The following is an 18,989-nucleotide window of genomic DNA, read 5'->3' on the forward strand; positions in this document are numbered from 1 at the left end:
CCTCACCTGGAGAGTGCTTCTTTCCGTGCAACCAACAGGACCCTCGACAAGTCCCATCGTTGCAGGTCAGGAGCACTCTCCGCTTATTTGACCAAGCCTCGGACACCCACCCTGTGAAAGCGCGAGGCTAGTGGGCGGTGGTCCGGGCCGGGTTGAGGATGACGGCTCGGTGCGCGCCTTCGCCGACCGGTGTCCAGCCCGCGGGGTCGCCGTAGGGGCTGGCCTCCGGGCGCCAGTCGGCCACGGCTTGGGCCTCGGCGAGTGAGCCGACAACGGAGTGGGGCAGGGGGCTACGTGGCGGGCCCGGGGCCGGGCGCAGGCCGGGGATCGGCAGCGTCCCGCCGGGGCGGATGGGCGGCAGAGGGTCGTCTGCGGTGTGCGGGGAGTCCCAGACGCGGACCACGCTGGTGTGGCCCCACACTGCGGTGCCCGTGCGGGGTGGGAGCAGGTCGACGGCGTAGGTCTCACCGTGGCCGAGATCACCGGTGATGGTGCCGTGCGCGCCCTAGTCACCGTACGGGGCGATGTACTGGACTGTCGTCCCTTGCTGGAACATCAGATCCCAACCGTCTCGTCGTGCTCGCGCAACATCCGCATCACGGTGGCGGGTGAGGGGTGCTGCCCCTTCTTCTTGCCGGTGGTGATGACGAGGCGGGCGGCGATGTCGCGCAGGCTCAGTTCCTGCTCGCGCAGGTGCAGGGCCATGGCGAGCATGTCCGGGTCGGCGACGCTCGCGCCGCCGATGGTCTTGCCCCGGGTACGGGCGGACTCGTGGCCTTCGAGGGTGCGGTCGCGGATGTACTCGCGTTCGCTGCCGGAGAGGGCGGCCAGCACGGTGAACACGATGCCGGAGGGGTCGTGTGAGCCCTGGAGTTCCCCGGTGAGGAACTCCAAGCCGACGTCACTGGCCTTCGACCCCTCGGTGAGCGTCGCCAGTTCGATGCCGCGGCCGAGCCGCTTGTGCTCGTGGACGACGAGGGTGACGCGGACACCGGAGGCGCGCAGTTCACCGGCGAGGGCAACCGCCTTGTCCAGTTCGGGCCGGGTGGTGGCGCGGGTGGAGATCTTCTCCGAGAAGACCCGGGTGACCCCGGCCCCGGCGAGGGAGTCGAGCTGTGCGTCGAGGGACTGCCGGGCGGTCGACGCGCGGGCGTAGCCGATGCGGACGTGTCCGACCGGCTCGACGCCGGCGTTCACCGGGCGGGGCAGCTCGGTCCAGACCGCACCTGGCTTGCGCACGGCGGGGATCGACACGTTGAGTGCCATGGCGAGTTGGGGCACCAGGCGGAAGCGGACGGTGTGGTATTGGGCGGCCACCTTGTTTTTGCCGGTGCGGCAGGGGGAGCCCGCCGGGACGGCACAGGTGGACATCGGGCAGTCGTTGGCTTCCACGCGCTTGAAGTCGTCGCTCACGACCCAGACCGCTTCATGAGGGTGTTTCAGGTGTCCAGCCGTTTGCAACAACTCATGAAACATGATCGTCGCAGGTGGACCGCCGGACGAGCACCTGTTTCATGAGTGATCACCTATGAAACGCTCCGTGCCCCCGCACCCGTCGCAGGGTCAGGTTCGCCGGCGGTCGGCGTGGCCGCGGCGCACCTGGGCGCCACACCGACCGCCGGGCACTTGTCCTGGCCGGCGGCGCGTCCATGCTCGCCGCAAGCCTGGCTGTTTGCCTGCCGTGGCCGACACAGGCGGGATGTCCCACCACCACGATCGGACTACCTGGCGGCCTCCAGATCGGCGGACTGCGTGTCTCCCATCTCCACGCGGAAGGGGTATGTCCCGGCTGCGGTGAACGTGTCGTGGATCGGCATGATGAGCGAGGTGAGGCGACGGACGTTCGCGTCGCCGATCTGCGTCCACAGCGCGGCGCAGTGCTCGTCGGTCTCGACCTCGATCTGCTCGCGCGCCGCGATACCGGCATCGGTCGCGGTGCCGTCGGCGTTGAGCCAGCCGCGTGCGACGAGGCGTGTCGTTGCCGCAGCCACCTCCTCGTCGTTCCACAGCCGGGTGGCACGTGCGATCGCTTCCGGGAAGTGACCTGTCGCGGTTTGCAGAACGTTGCAGTCGCACGGCCCGAGTTCGTTGGCGGCGAGCACGATGAAATGCGCGTCGCCGCGCCACTCGCGCAGCACCGTGATCTGCTGCCACAGCGCGACGAGCGGATCGGATGGGAGGGCGACCGAGACGTTGGCGGCAGCCATCGTCTTTCCGGCGTAGTCGGCACTCGCGACGACCGGGTCGATCAGCGATCGTGCCTCCGCGATCTGCTCGACGGTGAGGTTTACGTCGACGCGCTGCAACGCACGATCGACGGCCGTGAAGCGAGCGGCCTGCCACTGCTCTGGCGTTGCGGTATCCCACACGCCTGCCATGGCCTGCACCGACCGCGGGCTGAAGTTGTAGAAGGCCGCGAGCGTGACCTGCCACGGGACTGCGCCCATCGGGGCCGACCGGAACGCGAAGTACGCCGGTCCGTACTCGGTCACGCCGAGCTTGGCGGCCTCCTCCGGTGCCTCGGGGATGAAGTAGACGAACAGGTGGGTCGCGTTGATGGTGAGGCTGACCTCGCGAACGGCGTTCATGTCCATGTGGGCACGACCAAGGGTACTGGCGAGATGCATCGCAGGTTGTCTCCTGGCAAGTCGAAGGATCAACGGCGGGTGCGGGGGTGGCGCGAGGGTGAACGCACTCAACCTCAAGCGGTGAAGTGCAAGATCGTCTTTGACCTGTCCGGTATGTCAGGACGGCTCTGGCGCGGTGATCCGTGCGGAGATTGCGCCGAGTTCTTGCACTTCGATCCGGACCGTGTCTCCCGGTGCCAGGTAGGGGCGGTGGTCGGACAACTCCTGGATGCAGCCGGTGCCCACGGGGCCGCTGGCGAGGATGTCACCGGCTCGCAGCGTGGTGCCGCGCGACGCGTGCGCCAGCATCTCGCCGAATGACCAGTGGATCTCGTCCCAGCTGCCGCCGCCGTAATGCTCGTCGTTGACGTACCCGTCCATCCGCAACGCATAGCCCTTGTTCGAGCGGTAGGGCTCCAACTCGTCGGGGGTGACGAGGAACGGGCCGAGGCTGGTCGAGGCGTCCTTGCTCTTGGACGGGCCGTACACGAACCCCATCTCGCTCGCGGAGATATCGCGTGCGCTCCAGTCGCAGTAGACCAGGTAGCCGGCGATGTACTTCTCCGCCGTGGCGGCGTCGAGGTTCGAACAGTCCCCGGCGATCACCGCGGCGACCTCGACCTCGTAGTCCCACCACCGCGCGCCCGGGGCCATGGGGATCTCGTCGTGCGGTCCCTTGGTCGCCGCCGGGTTGGAGAAGAAGAAGAGCGGATACTCGTACCAGACCGGGCTGACCGTGCCGTCGCCGACGGCTGCCTTACCCGCGTTGCTGATGTGACGCTCGAACGCGGCGAAGTCCCGGACCGCCGGGGGTACCGGTATCGGCGCCAGCAGGTGGGCCGTGGCCAGCTCGACGATCTCGGCCGGTTCCCTGGCTGCGGCGGACTCCAGCCCGCCTTCGGCGCGCAGCAACTCCAGCAGGTCCGTACCCAGGGCGTGGATGGTGTTGTCGTGCACCACGCCGCAGCGTGTGGAGCCGTCCGTGGAGCGGTAGCTGACCCACCTCATCGGGCAAGCACCTCCCGGGTGTAGTCGTAGAGTCGCCGTGCGTCGGCGGGGAAGGAGGCCTGGGGGTCCAGAGGGATGGCGACCCCCTCGCTCACGGCGACGGGGTGGCCCGGGGTGCCGGAATCCAGGAACGGCAGGATCTCCCCGACGGCGGTCTCCACGGGTTTGCCGGTCGCGCGAAGACGGCCGATCTGCGCGGCCTCGGCCTCGTCGTAGTCGCCGGCGAAGCTCGTGGCGACGGTGCCGCCGAAGTTGAGCACGACCGGATCGGCGGCGCGGCCGAGCAGGCCGGCCAGGCCGTGGCTGAGCAGGAAACGACTGAGGTAGGACAGTGCGAAGTTGGATTCCAGGCCGTCTGCGGTCTCCCTACGCCTGGAGCGCTGGAACCGGGCACCCAGGACGAGGACATCGATCGTGTCGAGCTCTGCGGAGAGCCGGTCGATCAGCCGCCTGTTCTCGTCGATGAGCTCCAGGTCGGCCCGGAGGAACAAGGCGCCGGGCTCGGCCCTGGCCTTGTCGGTCCCGACGATCACGACCCGGTCTCCACGCCCGAGACAGGACGGGCGAGGCCGCGCCCGATGCCGTCCGTGCCCCCGGTGATCACGACCGTCTTCATGCGGCCACCGTCCGCGCGAACTTGACGATCTCCTCGACGAACAGTTCCGGCTGCTCCAGAGCGGCGAAGTGGCCGCCCGCGGGGATGTCGTCGTTGAAGTAACGCAGGTCGTGGTAGGCGCGCTCGGCCCAGATGCGCGGGGTACGCGTCAGTTCGTCCGGGAAGACGCTGACACCGACGGGCAGGTCCAGCTCGGTCGGAGCGAGCGGCTGCCGGGCGTACTCCCAGTACAGGCGGGCGGCGGAAGCACCGGTACCGGTGAACCAGTAGAGGGAGATGTGGTCGAGGATCTCGTCGGGGGTGAGGGCGCCCGGCCGGGCCCAGTCGAGAAACTTCTCGTAGATCCACGCCGCCTGCCCGGCCGGGGAGTCGGTCAGGGCGTAGCCGATGGTCTGCGGCCGGGTGCGCTGCATGACGTGGTATCCGGAATGGACGGCGAAGAAGCGGCTGCCCTGTTCGAGTGCGGCCTTCTCCTCAGCGGTCGGGTCGTCGCCGACCGGTGGTGCGGCGAGGAACTCGGGGAAGTTGACGTGGATCGCGCGCAGGCCCGCCGGGCGCTGCGCCCCCATGCGGGTCGCGACGACACCGCCCCAGTCGCCGCCCTGGGCCAGGTAGGAGTCATAGCCGAGGCGCTGCATGAGCACGCCGTACGCGCGGGCGATCCGGTCCGGGTCCCAGCCGGTGGAGGTGGGCTGGTCGGAAAAGCCGTAGCCGGGCATCGAGGGGATGACGAGGTGGAAGCCGTGGTCGGTGAGCGGGCCGATGGTCTTGAGGAACTCCAGGAACGAGCCCGGCCACCCGTGCAGCAGCAACAGGGCTGTGGCGTCGGGGCGTGGCGAGCGCACGTGGAGGAAGTGGATGCCGAGACCGTCGAGGGTGGTATGGAACTGGCCCAGCTCGTTGAGCTGCCGCTCAAGCGTGCGCCAGTCGTAGCCGGTGGCCCAGTAGTCCAGCAGTTCCTCGAGTCGCTCCCGCTGCACTCCCTGGCTGCTGTCCGGCGCTGTCTCCCGGCCGGCAAGGCGTACCCGGTGGAGTCGGTCCTTCAGATCCTTAAGGGCGCTATCCGGAATGTCGATGCGAAACGGTGTCACGCTGTTCGATGTCACGATCACCACGGTGCGGCCGCGATGGGTCCGTGGTCCAATGATTGTTCCGCAACACGTAATACAAAATTTGCATAACCCCAGCTACAATGGATTGGTGTCCGATCCCTTCCCCGCGCCCGTGGACCTTGACCTGCGGCTGGTGCAGTGCTTCACGGTGGTCGCCGAGCACCAGCATTTCGGCCGCGCCGCCGAGGCGCTGCACACCACCCAGCCGTCGCTGAGCCGACAGATCCGCCGCCTCGAACAGCAGGTGGGCGCCCGCCTGCTCGACCGCACCACGCACGGCACCCGGCTCAGCGAGGCCGGCGAGATCTTCCTGCCCCAGGCCAAGGGGCTGCTGCGCGCCGCGGTCGAGGCGATGGCCCGCACCCGCGCCGCGGCCCCGCCCAGCAGCGTCACCATCGGCTACACCAAGGGGCTGATCATCACCCCGGCCGTGCGCGCCCTGCACGACCGCAATCCCGATGCCGAGGTCCGCACCCGCCTGCTCGCCTGGAACGACTCGCGCGGCGCGTTGCTGGAGCACCGCGTCGACGCGGTGGTGACGCGCCTGCCGTTCCCCACCGACCAGCTACGCATCACCGTCCTCTACGACGAGCCGCGCGTGCTGGTCGTGCCGCGGGATCATCGTCTGGCCGGCAAGGAGTGGGTCACCCTCGACGACATCGCCGACGAGCCGATCCCCCACGTACGCCAGTCCGACCCGTTGCTGAACGCCTACTGGCGGCTCGATCCCCGGCCCGACGGGCGGCCCGCGCCCGATGGCCCCCTGGTCGAAGCCCTTGAGGACAAACACGAACTCATCGCCGCCGGGCGGGCGGTGGCCATCGGGCCGCCTCTCGACTACGCGACCGGCCTGCATCCCAGCCTCACCACCATCCCGTTGCATGGGGTCGAACCCAGCCAGGTCGTGCTCGCCACGCGCACCGGCGACCGCAGCCGCCTGGTCACCGCTTTCCGCAAACATGCCGAAGCTCTGCTCACCGGAACCCACCGGGCTGGACCGATACGCGCGACGTGATCAGCGGCGGCTCCGCGCGCGCATACACGAGCGATCATGGCCCGTGCCTGGTCTGCCACCACAGCGCCTCGATGAGATCGGCGGACTCGTCCGGGGACTTCCTCCGCACCGCTGAACTGGACGACGCGAGCGGGCCGCGCTCGATCAGGGCGTGACAGTACGGCGCGGTCAGGGGCTGCACCCCGCGCGTCAGCACCACACGCGGTGTCCACCGCGCTCTCCTCACCCGATGCCGGCCCCTCGACGGCACCCTGCCCATCCGGTACGGCGCAAGGCCCGCCGCGGTACGAGAACCGCGCCAACACCCTCGTGCCCGACACTCCGTAGCAAACTTTCCCGGTCCCAAGATCATTCCGTGGCCCCTTGTGGGCTTGTCTCGGCGATTTCCCTCGTGGGCTGGGCAAACGCCACCACCGGCCCCGCCTGTACGAACGCCGTATCCCTCGCACCACAACCCGTCCTCGCCGGACACACCCCCGCAGACATCGCACGCCTGCTGACCGAACACCCCGCCACCGGCAACGACCCCGACACCGCGACCGCCTTCCTCGCCGCCCTCACCGGCCACTGGCACCGCTACGCCCGCCTGCCCGCACCCCCGGGCGCCCTGGGCCTGCGCCCCTACCATCACCGCGCCGCCGCCGGGCTCGCCCTCCTCAGCCACCGCCTGAGCTGAACGCCGACGAGACCGGGCAGCGCCCTGGACTCGCGCTGCCGATCATGGCCGAGGCCGGGCGCCCCGCGCCCTCCACGTACACCCCCACCCTGAACCCGACCGGCGACGGGCGGGACCTGCGGCTCTCCCGGTAGCCCAGCCACCGCCGCTCACGCACGTTGTCCGCGACGCCGAAGCGTCCCGGACAACGTCGTCTTCACTTCGGGCTCTGGCCAGGTCCGGGGGCCCGCGGTGTCATGCCAGGGCTGCGGCTGTCTCTCCCTGCGGGATGCGCGGGCCGGGCACCGTGGCCCGGTTGGACAGGTCCAGATCGAGGCGGCTGTTCATGTCCAGCTCGAACCGGCCGTACGGATTCACATGGGTCCAGAACAGCGGGGACAGCGCCCGGCGGTCCGCGGCAGTGAGCTTGTTCGCCCACTCCGGATCGGCCAGGACCTCCTGCATCAGCAGCGTGTTGACGTGCACCAGCGCGGACTGGAGCAGGTGCAGCGCGAGCATGCTGACCTCCTGGGACTCCTTGTCCGCACCCGCCAGGTCGCCGTCCTTGCCGTAGAAGAGGTCCTTGTTCGCCGAGTTCCAGTTCTCCACCACCTGCAACCCCTCGTGGATCTCCTGGCGCATCTCCACGTCGGCGAGGTAGTCGCAGATGAACGCCGTCCGTACGGCCCGGCCCAGTTCTTCGATCGCCCGGTAGGTGGGGTGTTTGGGACCGCCGCGGGTGAAGCGGCGCAGGACCTGCTCGGCCTCCGCGGTGCCCAGCCTGAGCGCGGTGGTGTACTTCACGATCTGGTCGTACTGCTGGCGGATCAGATCCCAGTCGATCGTCTTCGTCGACAGCACCGGTGCCAGGTGCGGCCACTTCTCGTCCTCACCGGCCGCCGGCCGGTACAGCCGGGCGGATCCGATGTTCTTCAACCGGGGCATCAGCTTGAAGTCGAGCTGTGCGCGAAGGCGAACCCGACGATGGAGGCGCCGTGGGTGTCGGTGTACTGCCGGTCGACTTCCATGTCGGTGCAGTGCCGCAGCACGCCCTCGATCATCGCCGCGACCTCGGAAGCGGAACAGCTCTTGAGCTGGGAGTAGATGCACACCGACTTCCGCTCGACGTGCCAGTAGATGAGCACGCCGGGGCCGCGGTAGCGCTGGTGCCACTCGGTCATCAGGTTCGAGGACCAGGAGCCGAACTTGCGGCTGTCGGAGGCGCACGCCGTTCCCGTGCCCCACCAGACCTCATCGCGCACGGCGAAGGTGGCGTTCACCAGTTTACGCAAGGCGGCGCGCATGTTGGCCCGGTTGACGAACAGGTGCCGCACCCGCCGCAGCGTCGCCTCGCTCTCGCCGTGCTTGCCCGTGACGGCCACCCGCTTGATGCCCATGTTGGTGCCCAGCGCGAACAGCACCAGCAGCAGCCGGCGCCGCAGCACCTCCTTGGAGGCGACCTCCCGGGTGGCTACCGAGGCAAACTCGGCGATGAAGTCGGTGTCGAACTCGGCGTACTTCAGGATGTCCAGCAGGTCGCTGGTGCCCCACCGGCGCTCGATCTCGTCCTTGATGGCCACCAGGGACTCCGGCTCCTCCTTCTTGCCGCGCGGGGAGACCCTGATCCACGGCTCGCCGTGCTTCCGCGTGATCGCCACCCCGCCCGTGGTGCCCTCCGCCAGCGCCTGTTCGAAGCGGTCCAGCGAGGTGCGCAGCCTGCCTTGCAGGGCGGTGATGAACTCCCCGGCGTCCTGCGGCTGGCCCAGCGCGGCGTAGTGCACGTCCCGGTTGTCCTCGAAGTCCGCCGGCAGGTCATCCTCCGGGTTGCGCCACCGGTTGGCGCCCACCACCCAGATCTCCCGCCGGCGCAGCGCATCCCGCAGCGCCACGAGCACGCACAGCTCGTACGGGATGCGCTCGATACGGGGTCCACCACCGCGGCCCGCCACTGCTCGGGCACCACACCCTCCAGCGGCACCGTCTCGCCGCCTCGAAGAACGCGCCTTCCTTGATCGGCTGGTCCAGGTACCGCTGGAGCAGGCCGATCGCGTCCATCACCGGCCGGTAGGCGGTGTTGTTACACTTCAGCTCAAGCACCCGCAGCAGCGGCAAGAACATCCTGCGCCAGTGCGCGGAGTACAACGAGCGCAGCACCGTGCGGACCCGGGCCTTGTAGCGGGCCTCGTTCGCCGCGGCCTCGGCCGCCAGCGCCTTGAGCGTCTTCTCCCCGCCGACGACCGGGTAGATCACTCGCCGCACCACACCCGAGGGCTCTGCCAGGGCCGCCTCGGCGACCCGCAGCAGCATGCCCTCCTTGCCCCGGATCTTCTTCAGCTCGTTCGTGAGTTCCTTGTCGACCTTCCGCTCCGCACGGGTGTTGATCTTCAGTACGAGCTGGATGAACAGGTCGACAGGGGAGTCGGTGATCTCCGTCTGCCGGACATGGCGCAGCGTGGCCAGCAGCGTCAGGCGCCTTGGAGGCTTCATCCGCTCCAGGTTCGCCGGGTATTCCTTCGACGCCCGCGCCCGCCAGGCGCCCGCCAGGCGTCCACCAGCTTCTCCGACACGTCCGCGAACAGGTCGGCGGGCAGCTCCAGACGCCGGACTCGCTCCAGCTTGTTCACCTCCGCCAGCAAGCTCTCCAGGCCCGGGGCGCCGGGGTCCGTCTTCAGCTCGGTGAAGTGCGACCGCCCGCCCCCGGACACGGTCCCTTCGCCGTCCTGGTCTTCCTCCTGGCCGTCGTCGCCGACGACCAGGTCGTCCAGCCGTGAGCGGGTCGCGTGCGTCAGCCGGTCCAGCGTCATCCGGCAAAACCGGGCCTCGAACTCCTTCGACCGCCCGGCCCACCAGCCGCCCGACCTGTCCCGGAGCAGGTGGCTCGATGAGGTCGTTGCGGCACCGGGCCACCACCGCCGCCGCCAGCCGCTCGCGCGACAGCTCCACCGGGCACAGCTCCACGGCCAGCCACTGGGCCAGCCGCTCCTGGTCCTCCTCGGTGTTCGCCCGGAACCCGTACGCCGCCCGGATCTCGCCCCGGTGCCGCTGGATCGCTTTGCTCTGCCAGTCGTAGGCGGCCCACGCCTCGGCCGGGACCTTTACCTGCTGGGCGACGTACTCCACTGCGGCGGTCGGCACCTCCTTGGCCGACTCCGGGAAACGGGCCTCCACCTCGAAATACTTCAGCAGCAGCGCGAACCCGAGCCTGGTCGGCCCGGATTTGTTCCGCACCCTCTTCATGTCGTCTTCGAGTAGCGTCCAGACCTCGATCAGGTCCTCCGGCTCCCAGTCCTGCCGCACCCGCGTTCCTCCGCCCCGACCCAGATCACTCGTTCAGCTCAACGAGGCGCCCCGCCAGGAGAAACGAGGACCACGGCGATTGCATAGCGCTACATGTCGGTTCGCCGTAGCTATACGAGAACAGGGCCTACTCGACCGCACATCGCTACTGTTCAGGCACTACTGCGTCCACTCGTACGCGTGATCAGAGACGAATTCGGCAAAGGCGCGCGGCGGACGGCCGGTCAGTTCGAGCACCGCAGTGCTGACCTGGTCTTCGCGTCCCTCCTTGATTCCGCGCTCGACGGCGGCAAGGGCGTCAGCGAACTCCGTCGGCATTCCGGAGGCACGGTAGGCGGCAGCCTGTTCCTCCTCCGTAATACGCTCCACCCGAACTTGTCTGCCGGTCTGCGCGGTGATGATCTGCGCGGCCTGTGGATAGCTCATCCCGTGCGGCCCGGTGATCAGGTAGTCGCTTCGAGCGTCCACCTCCAGGTCAGCCAACAGCGCGGCAGCACTGGCCGCGATGTCCCGCGCATCGACCCACCCCAGCTCGCCGTCACCGGCTGCGGTGCGGATCTCACCGAGTCGATGGATGTGCTCGGCCAGTGGGTGCGGGCGCAGGAAGTTCTGCATGAAGCCAGACGCGCGGAGTACGACACCTCCGGGCTGAGCCTGAACCTGAGCGGCCATCTCCACAGCGCTGGGCGCGTTCGGCAGCACAATGGCGGAGCCGAGCATCACGAGGCGCCGGATACCGGCCCGCTGCGCTTGGCGCAGGAAGGGCTCGACCAGCGGCAGCGGGTCCACACTCTCCACCGGCGGAAGCAGGAAGACCCGGTCCATCCCGTCGAGCGCAGGTCCATATGTGGTCGGGTCGTTCCAGTCGAAGCGGATCGCCTCAGGATCGGCTGCGGCCGGGTTCCGGCTGGCGACCCGAGCCTGCACATCAGCGTTGCGGAGCACTTGCACCAGCGTCTTGCCGGTCTTGCCGGTCCCTCCGGTCACGAGCACTCCGGACATCAGGCGTCCTTCCTTTCAAGCGAGTCGATCAGCCCGGCGAGACCCCCGGCAGCGGCGGCGGCCGACAGCGGGCTCCAGTAATCCCGAAACAGAGCGATCAGCCCGTCGCGGACCGTGAGAACCACGATGTAGTCCAGGCGGTAGGGCTGGGAGGTGGCCACGGTGCGGCCGGTGGCCGTCCACTCCACCACGACGGTGTCCGTTTGATCCGTGGGCCGCACGGTAAGCGCGGCCACCTCCTTCATGTCCATCAGCTCCGGATAGTGAGCGAGGTAGGCGCGTACCTCCTCACGTCCGCGGAGAACGCGAGGGGAGCTCCCGGCTGCGAAAGGGAATTCCGCAATTCCGTCAGGCGCCCACAGATCTGCCACGGCATTCATGTCTTTGGCGAGCATCAGGTCGATCATGCGGCGAAAAGTTTCCTCAGGCGTGCTGGACACCATTTCTCCTCGTAGTCAACAAACCGACCAGACCACCATGCACAGCAGATTTGTGGGCGCGGAACGGACAGCTAAGCCCCGGACCAACAGTGCGAGGCTTAGCTGTCCCTCCTGTGACAGCATGGAGGAGTGAGCAGCCAGGAACTCGCAGACTTTCTCCGCCGCCGCCGCGAGGACCTGCGACCAGAAGATGTGCCGGCCGAAGCGACGCTTCCACCAAGCCAGCGCGCCCGTCGCACACCCGGACTGCGCCGCGAAGAGGTAGCCGCCCTGGCACAGGTGTCGGTGAGCTACTACGAACGACTGGAACAGGCACGGGCACCCAGGCCCTCACCGCAGGTGCTGTCTGCGCTGGCGACGGCTCTCCAGCTCACTGAAGCAGAGCGTGACCATCTGGCCCGCCTGGCCGGACAAGTGCTGCCGGCAGAGAACGACGGCACGCCAGAGCACGTACCCAAGGATGCCCAACAGCTACTCGGCAGACTTGACGGCATCCCTGCCTACATCGTCAACCACCGGCAAGACATCGTCGCCTGGAACGCAGCAGCCGCAGCTCTGATTACAGACTTCTCTCGTCTCACACCTGACGAGCGCAACCTCACGCGCATCTCGACGAGATTCCGTGACACCCTCTGCACCGGCGCGCCCGGTTCGGAGTCCGATTTCTCTCAGCAGGCAGCGGCTCAATTGCGCGCAGCCAGCGTTCGGTACCCCACAGATAACGTGCTCGCAGAGCTAATCAACGAGTTCGCAACCCGCGATCCAGATTTTGCGAGCAGCTGGCGTAACCACGCTGTGCGCCCCATGCCCAGCATGCGAAAAAACCTGCATCACCCCATACTAGGCGAGCTGGAAATCGACCGGTACACCCTCAGCCTGCCCGGCTCAGGTTTCTCCTTGGTGATGTACACGGCAGAAGCCGGCAGCCCCAGCGCCGCTGCACTGAAGAGCCTTTGACCGCCGCCGCTACGGAAGCCACCGCGTCCGCCGAGATTGGGTCGCGCGGGTGGAACCGTAGCCTCGGGACGGAGAACTGCCCACTCTGGAGCTTCACGCGCATGTTTCGAGTAAGCCCAGGGCAGCCGTGTGCCGGTGCCGCGCCACGCTGGCGCGGCCCGATCAACGTGCTGTACCTGTGCAGGTTCATGCCTTCTCCAGGGTGGAACGTACGCCCTTGCCGTCCGCGGCCCGAGGACCGGGAACGGTCGCCGCGGTGAGGTTGAGGCGGGTGTCCATGTCGAGGTTCACCTCACCGTAGGGCCGGACGTGCGACCAGAACAGCGGGGTCAGACCGCGCCGGTCGGCGGGTGTGAGGAGGTCCGCCACTCCGGTTCGTCCAGGACGTCTTGGAGCATCAGGGTGTTCACGTACACCAGGGCCGATTGCAGAATCCGCAGGCACAGCACGAACATCTCCTGCTCGTCGCGCCGGTTCGAGGCGATCTCCCCGCCCTTGCCATAGGCGATGACGGAGTTCGCGCCGTTGGAGGACTACATCACGTTCAGGCCCTCCTCGATCTCCCGCTGGAGGTCCCGAAGCCGCAGGTAGCGGGCCACGAAGATGGTTTTCTGGGCGCGGCCGACCTCCAGCATCGCCGCGTAGGTGGGGTGGGAGGCGTTGCGGGTGAAGCGGCGCAGGATCGCCTCGGTGGACGCGGTACGGGTCCGGATCGCGGTCGCGTACTTGATCATCTGGTCGTACTGCTGGGCGATGAGTTCCCAGCGGATCGGGCGGGTCAGTGCTGGGGTCAGCTGCGGGTAGGCGTCCGGTTCGCCGGCCACCGGCCGGTACAGCTTCACCTTGTTTACAGCTTCACCTTGTTGATCCGCTTGATCCTCGGGAGCAGGTCGAAGTTCAGCAGCCTCGTGACGCCGAACCCGATTTCCGACTGGCCATGGCTGTCTGTGTAGTTGGCCTCGACGTCCATGGTGGTGCCGTGCCGCATCGCGCCTTCGATCATCGCGGCGACCTCGGAGGCGGTGCAGTTGATCAGCTGGGAGTGGATAGCCAGGGACTTCTTCTCCACGTGCCAGCAGATGAGTACCCCGCGGCCGCCGTAGCGCGAGTGCCACTCGGTGAACAGGTTCTGGTCGTAGGCGCGCACGTGCGTGGAGTCGGAGGCGACCGCGGTCGAGCCCTGTCCCCACAGCTCGGCGCTGCGGGCGGCGAAGGTGGCATTCGCGATCTGCACGGCGATGGCACGGGCCGACTCCGCGGAGAGGTAGCGGCGCCGTACGTACCGAAGTTCGTCCTCGGTGTGCCCGTGGCCGCCGGACGCCACGGCCTTGATCCCCGTGTTCGTGCCGTACGCGTAGATGACCAGCAGCAGGCGTTCCGCCAGCACCTCCGGCGAGAGGCTGCCGCCGCCGGAGACGGAGGTGACCGCGTCCAGACAGCCGGTCCGCAAAACGGCTTCCTTGAGCATGTCGACGAGCGGCACGACGCCCCAACGCCTCTGTACCTCGGCCTTGACCTTGCGCAGGTTGCGCGGCTCGGGCTGGGCCTCGGCCGCCGTGAGCCGGATCGCCCCGGACTTCCGCTCGGCGATGTCCAGCCAGGACAGTTTCGGCATCTGGTCGTTGAGCAGGGTCAGCTCGGCCGTCATCTGCTCGCGCAGCTCGTCGACGAACACCGCGGCGTCCAGCGGCTTGCGCAACTCCCGGTAGTTCTCCGCCCGCCTCGCCTCGAAGTCCTGCGGCAGGTCCTCGTCCGGGTTGCGCCACTTGTCGGCGCCGACCACCCAGATCTCCTTGCACTTGAGCTGATCGCGCAGGGCCTGGAAGGCGACGACCTCGTAGACCATGCGCACCACCCGCCGCCGGCCCCGCTTGTCGGTACGGTGCACGACCTCCGCCCAGTCCCCGCCCATCGTCTTGTGGACCGGCACGGTCTCGCCCAGCGGGTAGTACGTGGTGTTCCCCGCGTTCGCGTACCGCGCCACCAGCGCCAGGGCCTCGATCACCGGCCGGTGCGTGTGGTTGGAGGAACGGAACTCCAGCACGTCCAGCAGCCTGATCAGCCCGCGCCGGTAGTGATTGGTGTACGACGCCTTCAGCGTCGTCTGCACCGTGCGCCGGTAGACCGGCCCCCGGGTCTTGAACTCGTGCACCAGCTCCCGCAGCGTCGCCTCGCCCCCGGACACCGCCGGGAACACGACCTGGCGGACCGTCCCCTCCGGGGTGCCGAGCGACGCCTCGGCGAGCTTGAAGAGGATGTTCTCCTTGCCCGACACCTTCTTGAACGCGTTGACCAGCTGCTCGGTGACCTTCCTCTCCGCCCGCGCACCGATCCGGTGCACCGTGGAGATCAGCAGCTCCACCAGCGTGTCGGTGATCTCCCGCTCCCGCTCATGCAGCAGCGTCACCCGCAGCGGCACCGGGTGCGTCCGCAGGTGGGAAGGCGACTCCACCGCGGCCCGCGCCCGCCATCCGGCCACCACCTTCGGCGCGACGTCGATGAACAGATCCCGGGGCAGGCCGATCGCCCGCACCGCCAGGAGCTTGTCGATCTCGGTGAGCATCGTCTCCAGGCTCACGTTGCCCGGCGCTTCCTTGACCTTCGCCAGTACCGGCGGCGCGTCCTCGCCCTCCGTACCGCCGCCCGCGGGTTCGGCGTCGTCCTGGTCGGCACCGGCCGCCAGAGCCACGATCCGCTCGGTGCTCTCCACGGTCAGCCGGGAGGAGATCAGGGCAGTCAGCGACTCCTCGGCCGCCCGCAGGGCGGCCCCCACGATCCGGTCGCACCGGCCCGCCGTGGGCGGCTCGATGCTCTCCGCGCGGCAGCGCGCCAGCAGCTCCACCCGCACCTGCTCGGGCCTGCGTTCCTTGTCCGCGACGTGCTCGGCCAGATACGCCGTCAGCTTCTCCGCGTCAGCAACACTGCACTCACGGAAGCCGAGGTGCTCCCGGATCTGCGCCCGGTGGTACTCGACCGTGCGGCCCGTCCAGTCGTAGAAACCCAGCTCCGAGGCGGGTACCTGCACCTGCCGGGCGACGAACTCCACCGCCTCACCCGCCAACTCGGCGCGGCCCCGGGGAAACCGGCCGTACTCCGTATAGAACTTCAGCAGCACGGCGAAGCCCAGGCGCGTCGCACCACGCTTGCCGGACACGAGCGCCTGCTCGTCCTTCAAGAGCGTCCAGTGCTCGACGAGTTCATCCAGGTCCAGCGGAGTACGGGCCACGATCGCCGATCGTCCTCGCAGGGGCTTCACCCGCCGCAGCCGTACGGCCTCGGACTCACCCACACGAGTGACACCCTCGCAAGATCACCGCCGTTTGCGGCTGGTGACAGCGTTCTTACCGGCACCCCGAGTTGGACTGCACCCCGATGGCCCGGCATGGCGAAGCTCCTGGTAGACGAGTTCACGAGAAGATCACTCGCTTGACCAGGAGCTTCGTTGTGCTTGTCTACCCGTCCGCGATCGACGTGTCCAGCCGGACCCTGCGGCTGCTGTCCCAACGGCTCACGACCCGACGCCGTGAGCGCGGAACCCGGTGGCAGCGCCTGCCTGCTGGCCGGCAGGCCCTCCTGGTGCTGGCCCATCTGCGGTGCGGCCACACCTACGCGAGGCTGGCCGCCGGATTTGGCATCGGGATCGCGACGGTCTACCGCTACATCCGTGAGGCCGTCGAGGTGCTGGCTCCCCTCGCTCCCACCCTTGACCGGGCGGTCGAGCTGGCGCAGTCGAAGGCGTTCGTGATCCTGGACGGGACGCTGCTGCCGATCGACCGGATCGCCGCGGACCGGCCGTTCTACTCGGGCTGTGAGGATGATGGCGTGTCGTTTCGGCCGTGGCCTGACTCGTACTCTGGCTGGCTGCTTGTGCCTTGTGTTTGATCTGTCGGCCCGGCCGGAGCGACGCGTACGGCCACCGGCCGGCGAGCGTGTCCCGATAGGGGCCTTGGCCTGGAAGGCACCGTCACAGTCCTGACCGCTCCACCGACCGGCGCTGGCCATCGGTACCGCGTCGTCGAACAGGAGCACCGTGACCACCCTCAGCATGCCCGCTGCCTTCCATGCCCTCTAAGCCGCTGCGGCCCCGGCCACGCCGCCTTCGGTGGTGCTCGGCGTTGACACCCACAAGGACGTGCACGTCGCTGCCGTCCTTGACCACCTTGGTGGGCTACTGGGCACCGGGGACTTCCCGGCTACGGCGGCCGGCTATCGCCAACTTCTTGACTGGGCACGCCAGCGCGGGACCGTATTGCGGGCCGGAGTGGAGGGCACCGGCTCCTACGGTGCCGGCCTCGCCCGCTACCTCGCGACCCAGAGGGTTCCGGTGGTGGAAGTCAACCAGCCCGACCGATCCGCCCGGCGCCGGCGCGGCAAGACCGACGCCGTCGACGCCGAGGCTGCCGCCCGGGCAGCGCTGTCGGGCATCGCCCGGGCGCTGCCGAAGAGCGGCGACGGGCAGGTGGAAGCGCTGCGCATGCTCCGGTTGGCGAAGAACTCCGCGGTCAAAGCGCGCACTCAAGCGCTCAACCAGCTCAAGGCAGTGCTGGTCAACGGTCCATCTGTGCTGCGCGAGGAGTTGGAGCCACTCTCGACTTGGCTCATGGTCCGCCGTTGCGCGGAGCTGACCGACCCCCGCGGTGACGATCCGGCCGCCGACACGGCGATCTTCACGCTCCGGCTGCTCGCACAGCGCGTCTTGCGACTTCGGCAGGAAGTTACCGAGCTCGGACGGCGAATGACCGCAGCGGTCAAGACCACCGCGCCCAGCCTGCTGGAGCGGCTGGGGATCGGGCCGGACAGCGCGGCGGCCCTGCTGATCGCCGCCGGTGACAACCCTGAGCGGCTGGGCAGCGAGGCATCCTTCGCCGCGCTGTGCGGCGTCAGTCCTGTTGAGCAGTCCTCGGGCAAGAGCCGGCGCCGCCGGCTCAACCGGGGCGGGGACAGGCAGGCCAACGCCGCGTTGCACCGCATCGTGGTCACCCGCATGCGCCAGGACGAACGCACCCGCGACTACCCGGAGCGCCGCACCGCCGAGGGCAAGGGGAAGCGCGAGGTAATGCGCTGCCTGAAGCGCTACGCAGCCCGCGAGATTTACGCCCTGATACGCGCCGACATGATGACGTGCGACCGACAGCCTGATGATCCAGCGACCCTCACGACCGCAGCTTGACGAACACAGGGGCATCAAACATCACCAGCACGGCATGAACATCCAAGTCCTTGCCGATCCTCCCCCAGCCTCCGGCCGGGAGGTGCCCCCATGGGCGCCTGCTGTGGGCCTCCCCCGCTCTGCCCGGAGCGGTCCACGACATCCGCGCCGCCCGCACCCACGGCATCATCGAGACGCTGACCAGCGTGAACCTGCCGTGCTGGGCCGACAAAGCATATCGAGGTCCCGGCGGCACCCTCCGCGTGCCCTACCGGGGACGGTCGGAGACGCTGTCAGCCGGCCAGCAGGCCCACAACCGCTCCCACGCCAAGATCCGAGCCCTGGGAGAACAAGCCGTCGCCACCCTGAAGTCCTGGCGCCTCCCACGGAACCTGCGATGCAGCACCACCCGCATAACCGACCCGGTCAAAGCCATCCTCACACTTCACCTGAGCTCCGCAGCCTGAGGTTGGAAAAGGCTCACTGGGACGAAGTCGTGGTCGCGCTCGGTTATGAGCATCTGCGGCGGCATGACCTGCGGCACACGGGGCTGACGTGGATGGCCGATGCCGGGGTCAAGCCACATGTTCTGCGGTTGATCGCCGGACACGGTTCATTGGCCACGACACAGCGGTACCTCCATCCCGATCGGCGGGCGATCAAGGAGGCCAGTGTCGCGCTGGGCGTGCATCTCGCGGCGGGCCAGGATGCTGTTGGTCCCAAAGTGGCCCCAGTGGAGGGGGCCCACCGTCATCTGCGTGTGGTTCGATGAAAGCCGTCCAGAGCGCGAAAGGCCCGCTGACCTGGGAGAAGACTCCCGGTCTGCGGGCTTCGCACCGTGTCGGGACGGCGGGATTTGAACCCACGACCCCTTGACCCCCAGTCAAGTGCGCTACCAAGCTGCGCCACGTCCCGGTGCCCGTGTGATCTTGTGGTTTTCGCTGATCACCGCGCACGAGAACCATACCGCATCTTGGAGGGTGCTTGCTCACGGTCGTGGCTGTGGGGGGAGGTGGTCGCCGAGTGGGGTGCGGTGCCACCAGGCGTGGGTGGTGCGGCGTTCGTGGCGGGTGGTGAAGCGGTAGCGGTAGAGGCGGGCGCGGACGTGGGT

18 protein-coding genes, 1 tRNA gene and 6 pseudogenes are annotated in these 18,989 nt (G+C 68.4%); 7 read left to right on the top strand and 18 right to left on the bottom strand.

What is annotated here, in order from left to right; translation table 11 throughout:
• Positions 1-127: 127 nt before the first annotated feature.
• From E1265_RS17225 to E1265_RS17250, 6 genes are all read right to left on the bottom strand, one after another.
• Complete coding sequence (locus E1265_RS17225; RefSeq protein ID WP_132931202.1) at positions 128-421, bottom strand: hypothetical protein; 294 nt, start codon at positions 419-421, stop codon at positions 128-130.
• Between the two features lie 134 nt (positions 422-555).
• A complete protein-coding gene (locus E1265_RS17230; protein WP_207931102.1) occupies positions 556-1,413 on the bottom strand; it encodes a recombinase family protein in 858 nt (285 codons plus the stop codon).
• A gap of 308 nt (positions 1,414-1,721) precedes the next feature.
• Positions 1,722-2,627, bottom strand: a complete 906-nt coding sequence (locus tag E1265_RS17235; RefSeq protein ID WP_132931203.1) for a hypothetical protein — start codon at positions 2,625-2,627, stop codon at positions 1,722-1,724.
• A 117-nt stretch (positions 2,628-2,744) separates the two neighbouring features.
• Positions 2,745-3,635: a fumarylacetoacetate hydrolase family protein gene (locus E1265_RS17240; RefSeq protein WP_132931204.1), complete on the bottom strand. Its 891-nt coding sequence runs from the start codon at positions 3,633-3,635 to the stop codon at positions 2,745-2,747.
• On the bottom strand, positions 3,632-4,168 hold the full coding sequence (locus tag E1265_RS17245) for a hypothetical protein (RefSeq protein ID WP_207931103.1): 537 nt from the start codon (positions 4,166-4,168) through the stop codon (positions 3,632-3,634). Before E1265_RS17245 ends, E1265_RS17240 begins: the two co-directional genes overlap by 4 nt.
• Before the next feature lie 79 nt (positions 4,169-4,247).
• Positions 4,248-5,366 (bottom strand): epoxide hydrolase family protein, encoded by a 1,119-nt coding sequence (locus E1265_RS17250; RefSeq protein WP_132931205.1) that lies wholly within the window; start codon positions 5,364-5,366, stop codon positions 4,248-4,250.
• A gap of 85 nt (positions 5,367-5,451) precedes the next feature.
• Between E1265_RS17250 and E1265_RS17255 the strand changes: the two genes are divergently transcribed.
• Positions 5,452-6,378 carry a LysR family transcriptional regulator gene (locus E1265_RS17255; protein ID WP_132931212.1) on the top strand — a complete coding sequence of 309 codons (927 nt, stop codon included), beginning with the start codon at positions 5,452-5,454 and terminating at the stop codon, positions 6,376-6,378.
• 34 nt (positions 6,379-6,412) lie between these two features.
• Here E1265_RS17255 and E1265_RS37085 read toward each other — a convergent pair whose 3' ends face one another.
• Positions 6,413-6,577, bottom strand: coding sequence for a hypothetical protein (locus E1265_RS37085; protein ID WP_165953773.1), 165 nt, complete (start codon positions 6,575-6,577; stop codon positions 6,413-6,415).
• Between the two features lie 192 nt (positions 6,578-6,769).
• On the opposite strand from E1265_RS37085, the gene E1265_RS17265 reads away from it, so the two are divergent.
• A complete protein-coding gene (locus tag E1265_RS17265; protein WP_207931104.1) occupies positions 6,770-7,054 on the top strand; it encodes a hypothetical protein in 285 nt (94 codons plus the stop codon).
• A 234-nt stretch (positions 7,055-7,288) separates the two neighbouring features.
• On the opposite strand, the pseudogene E1265_RS39165 reads toward E1265_RS17265, so the two are convergent.
• From E1265_RS39165 to E1265_RS17280, 6 genes and pseudogenes are all read right to left on the bottom strand, one after another.
• A pseudogene (locus E1265_RS39165) lies at positions 7,289-8,928 on the bottom strand (Tn3 family transposase).
• A complete protein-coding gene (locus E1265_RS39170; protein WP_243740877.1) occupies positions 8,846-9,520 on the bottom strand; it encodes a hypothetical protein in 675 nt (224 codons plus the stop codon). Before E1265_RS39170 ends, E1265_RS39165 begins: the two are co-directional and overlap by 83 nt.
• Positions 9,517-9,837 carry a hypothetical protein gene (locus E1265_RS39175; RefSeq protein WP_243740878.1) on the bottom strand — a complete coding sequence of 107 codons (321 nt, stop codon included), beginning with the start codon at positions 9,835-9,837 and terminating at the stop codon, positions 9,517-9,519. Before E1265_RS39175 ends, E1265_RS39170 begins: the two co-directional genes overlap by 4 nt.
• 91 nt (positions 9,838-9,928) lie before the next feature.
• Positions 9,929-10,330, bottom strand: a pseudogene (locus tag E1265_RS39180) (DUF4158 domain-containing protein); the annotation flags it as partial.
• Positions 10,331-10,489: 159 nt separating this feature from the next.
• Positions 10,490-11,332 (bottom strand): NAD(P)H-binding protein, encoded by an 843-nt coding sequence (locus E1265_RS17275; protein ID WP_132931206.1) that lies wholly within the window; start codon positions 11,330-11,332, stop codon positions 10,490-10,492.
• A complete protein-coding gene (locus tag E1265_RS17280; protein WP_243740876.1) occupies positions 11,332-11,739 on the bottom strand; it encodes a nuclear transport factor 2 family protein in 408 nt (135 codons plus the stop codon). Before E1265_RS17280 ends, E1265_RS17275 begins: the two co-directional genes overlap by 1 nt.
• Before the next feature lie 162 nt (positions 11,740-11,901).
• Here E1265_RS17280 and E1265_RS17285 point away from each other — a divergent pair, with 162 nt between their 5' ends.
• Positions 11,902-12,729, top strand: a complete 828-nt coding sequence (locus tag E1265_RS17285) for a helix-turn-helix transcriptional regulator (RefSeq protein WP_132931207.1) — start codon at positions 11,902-11,904, stop codon at positions 12,727-12,729.
• Positions 12,730-12,915: 186 nt separating this feature from the next.
• On the opposite strand, the gene E1265_RS38085 is transcribed toward E1265_RS17285, so the two are convergent.
• The 3 genes and pseudogenes from E1265_RS38085 to E1265_RS17290 form a co-directional block, all read right to left on the bottom strand.
• On the bottom strand, positions 12,916-13,098 hold the full coding sequence (locus E1265_RS38085; protein WP_207931108.1) for a hypothetical protein: 183 nt from the start codon (positions 13,096-13,098) through the stop codon (positions 12,916-12,918).
• Positions 13,059-13,571: pseudogene (locus E1265_RS39185) on the bottom strand (Tn3 family transposase). The gene E1265_RS38085 and the pseudogene E1265_RS39185 overlap by 40 nt, the downstream one beginning before the upstream one ends.
• A gap of 5 nt (positions 13,572-13,576) precedes the next feature.
• Positions 13,577-15,955, bottom strand: a complete 2,379-nt coding sequence (locus tag E1265_RS17290; protein WP_207931110.1) for a Tn3 family transposase — start codon at positions 15,953-15,955, stop codon at positions 13,577-13,579.
• Positions 15,956-16,173: 218 nt separating this feature from the next.
• On the opposite strand from E1265_RS17290, the pseudogene E1265_RS17295 reads away from it, so the two are divergent.
• From E1265_RS17295 to E1265_RS39190, 4 genes and pseudogenes are all read left to right on the top strand, one after another.
• Positions 16,174-16,563: pseudogene (locus tag E1265_RS17295) on the top strand (transposase family protein); the annotation flags it as partial.
• A gap of 268 nt (positions 16,564-16,831) precedes the next feature.
• A complete protein-coding gene (locus tag E1265_RS17300; RefSeq protein ID WP_132931208.1) occupies positions 16,832-17,899 on the top strand; it encodes an IS110 family transposase in 1,068 nt (355 codons plus the stop codon).
• Positions 17,900-17,903: 4 nt separating this feature from the next.
• Positions 17,904-18,345: pseudogene (locus E1265_RS17305) on the top strand (transposase family protein); the annotation flags it as partial.
• A 14-nt stretch (positions 18,346-18,359) separates the two neighbouring features.
• Positions 18,360-18,527 (top strand): annotated as a pseudogene (locus tag E1265_RS39190) (tyrosine-type recombinase/integrase); the annotation flags it as partial.
• 192 nt (positions 18,528-18,719) lie between these two features.
• Here E1265_RS39190 and E1265_RS17315 read toward each other — a convergent pair.
• Together E1265_RS17315 and E1265_RS17320 are read right to left on the bottom strand one after the other, a co-directional pair.
• Positions 18,720-18,793, bottom strand: a tRNA-Pro gene (locus E1265_RS17315).
• Positions 18,794-18,866: 73 nt separating this feature from the next.
• The coding region (locus E1265_RS17320; RefSeq protein WP_132931210.1) for a lipase maturation factor family protein at positions 18,867-18,989 on the bottom strand (123 nt) is incomplete at its 5' end.

This window comes from Streptomyces sp. 8K308 (assembly GCF_004348315.1).
Taxonomy (GTDB): Bacteria; Actinomycetota; Actinomycetes; order Streptomycetales; family Streptomycetaceae; genus Streptomyces.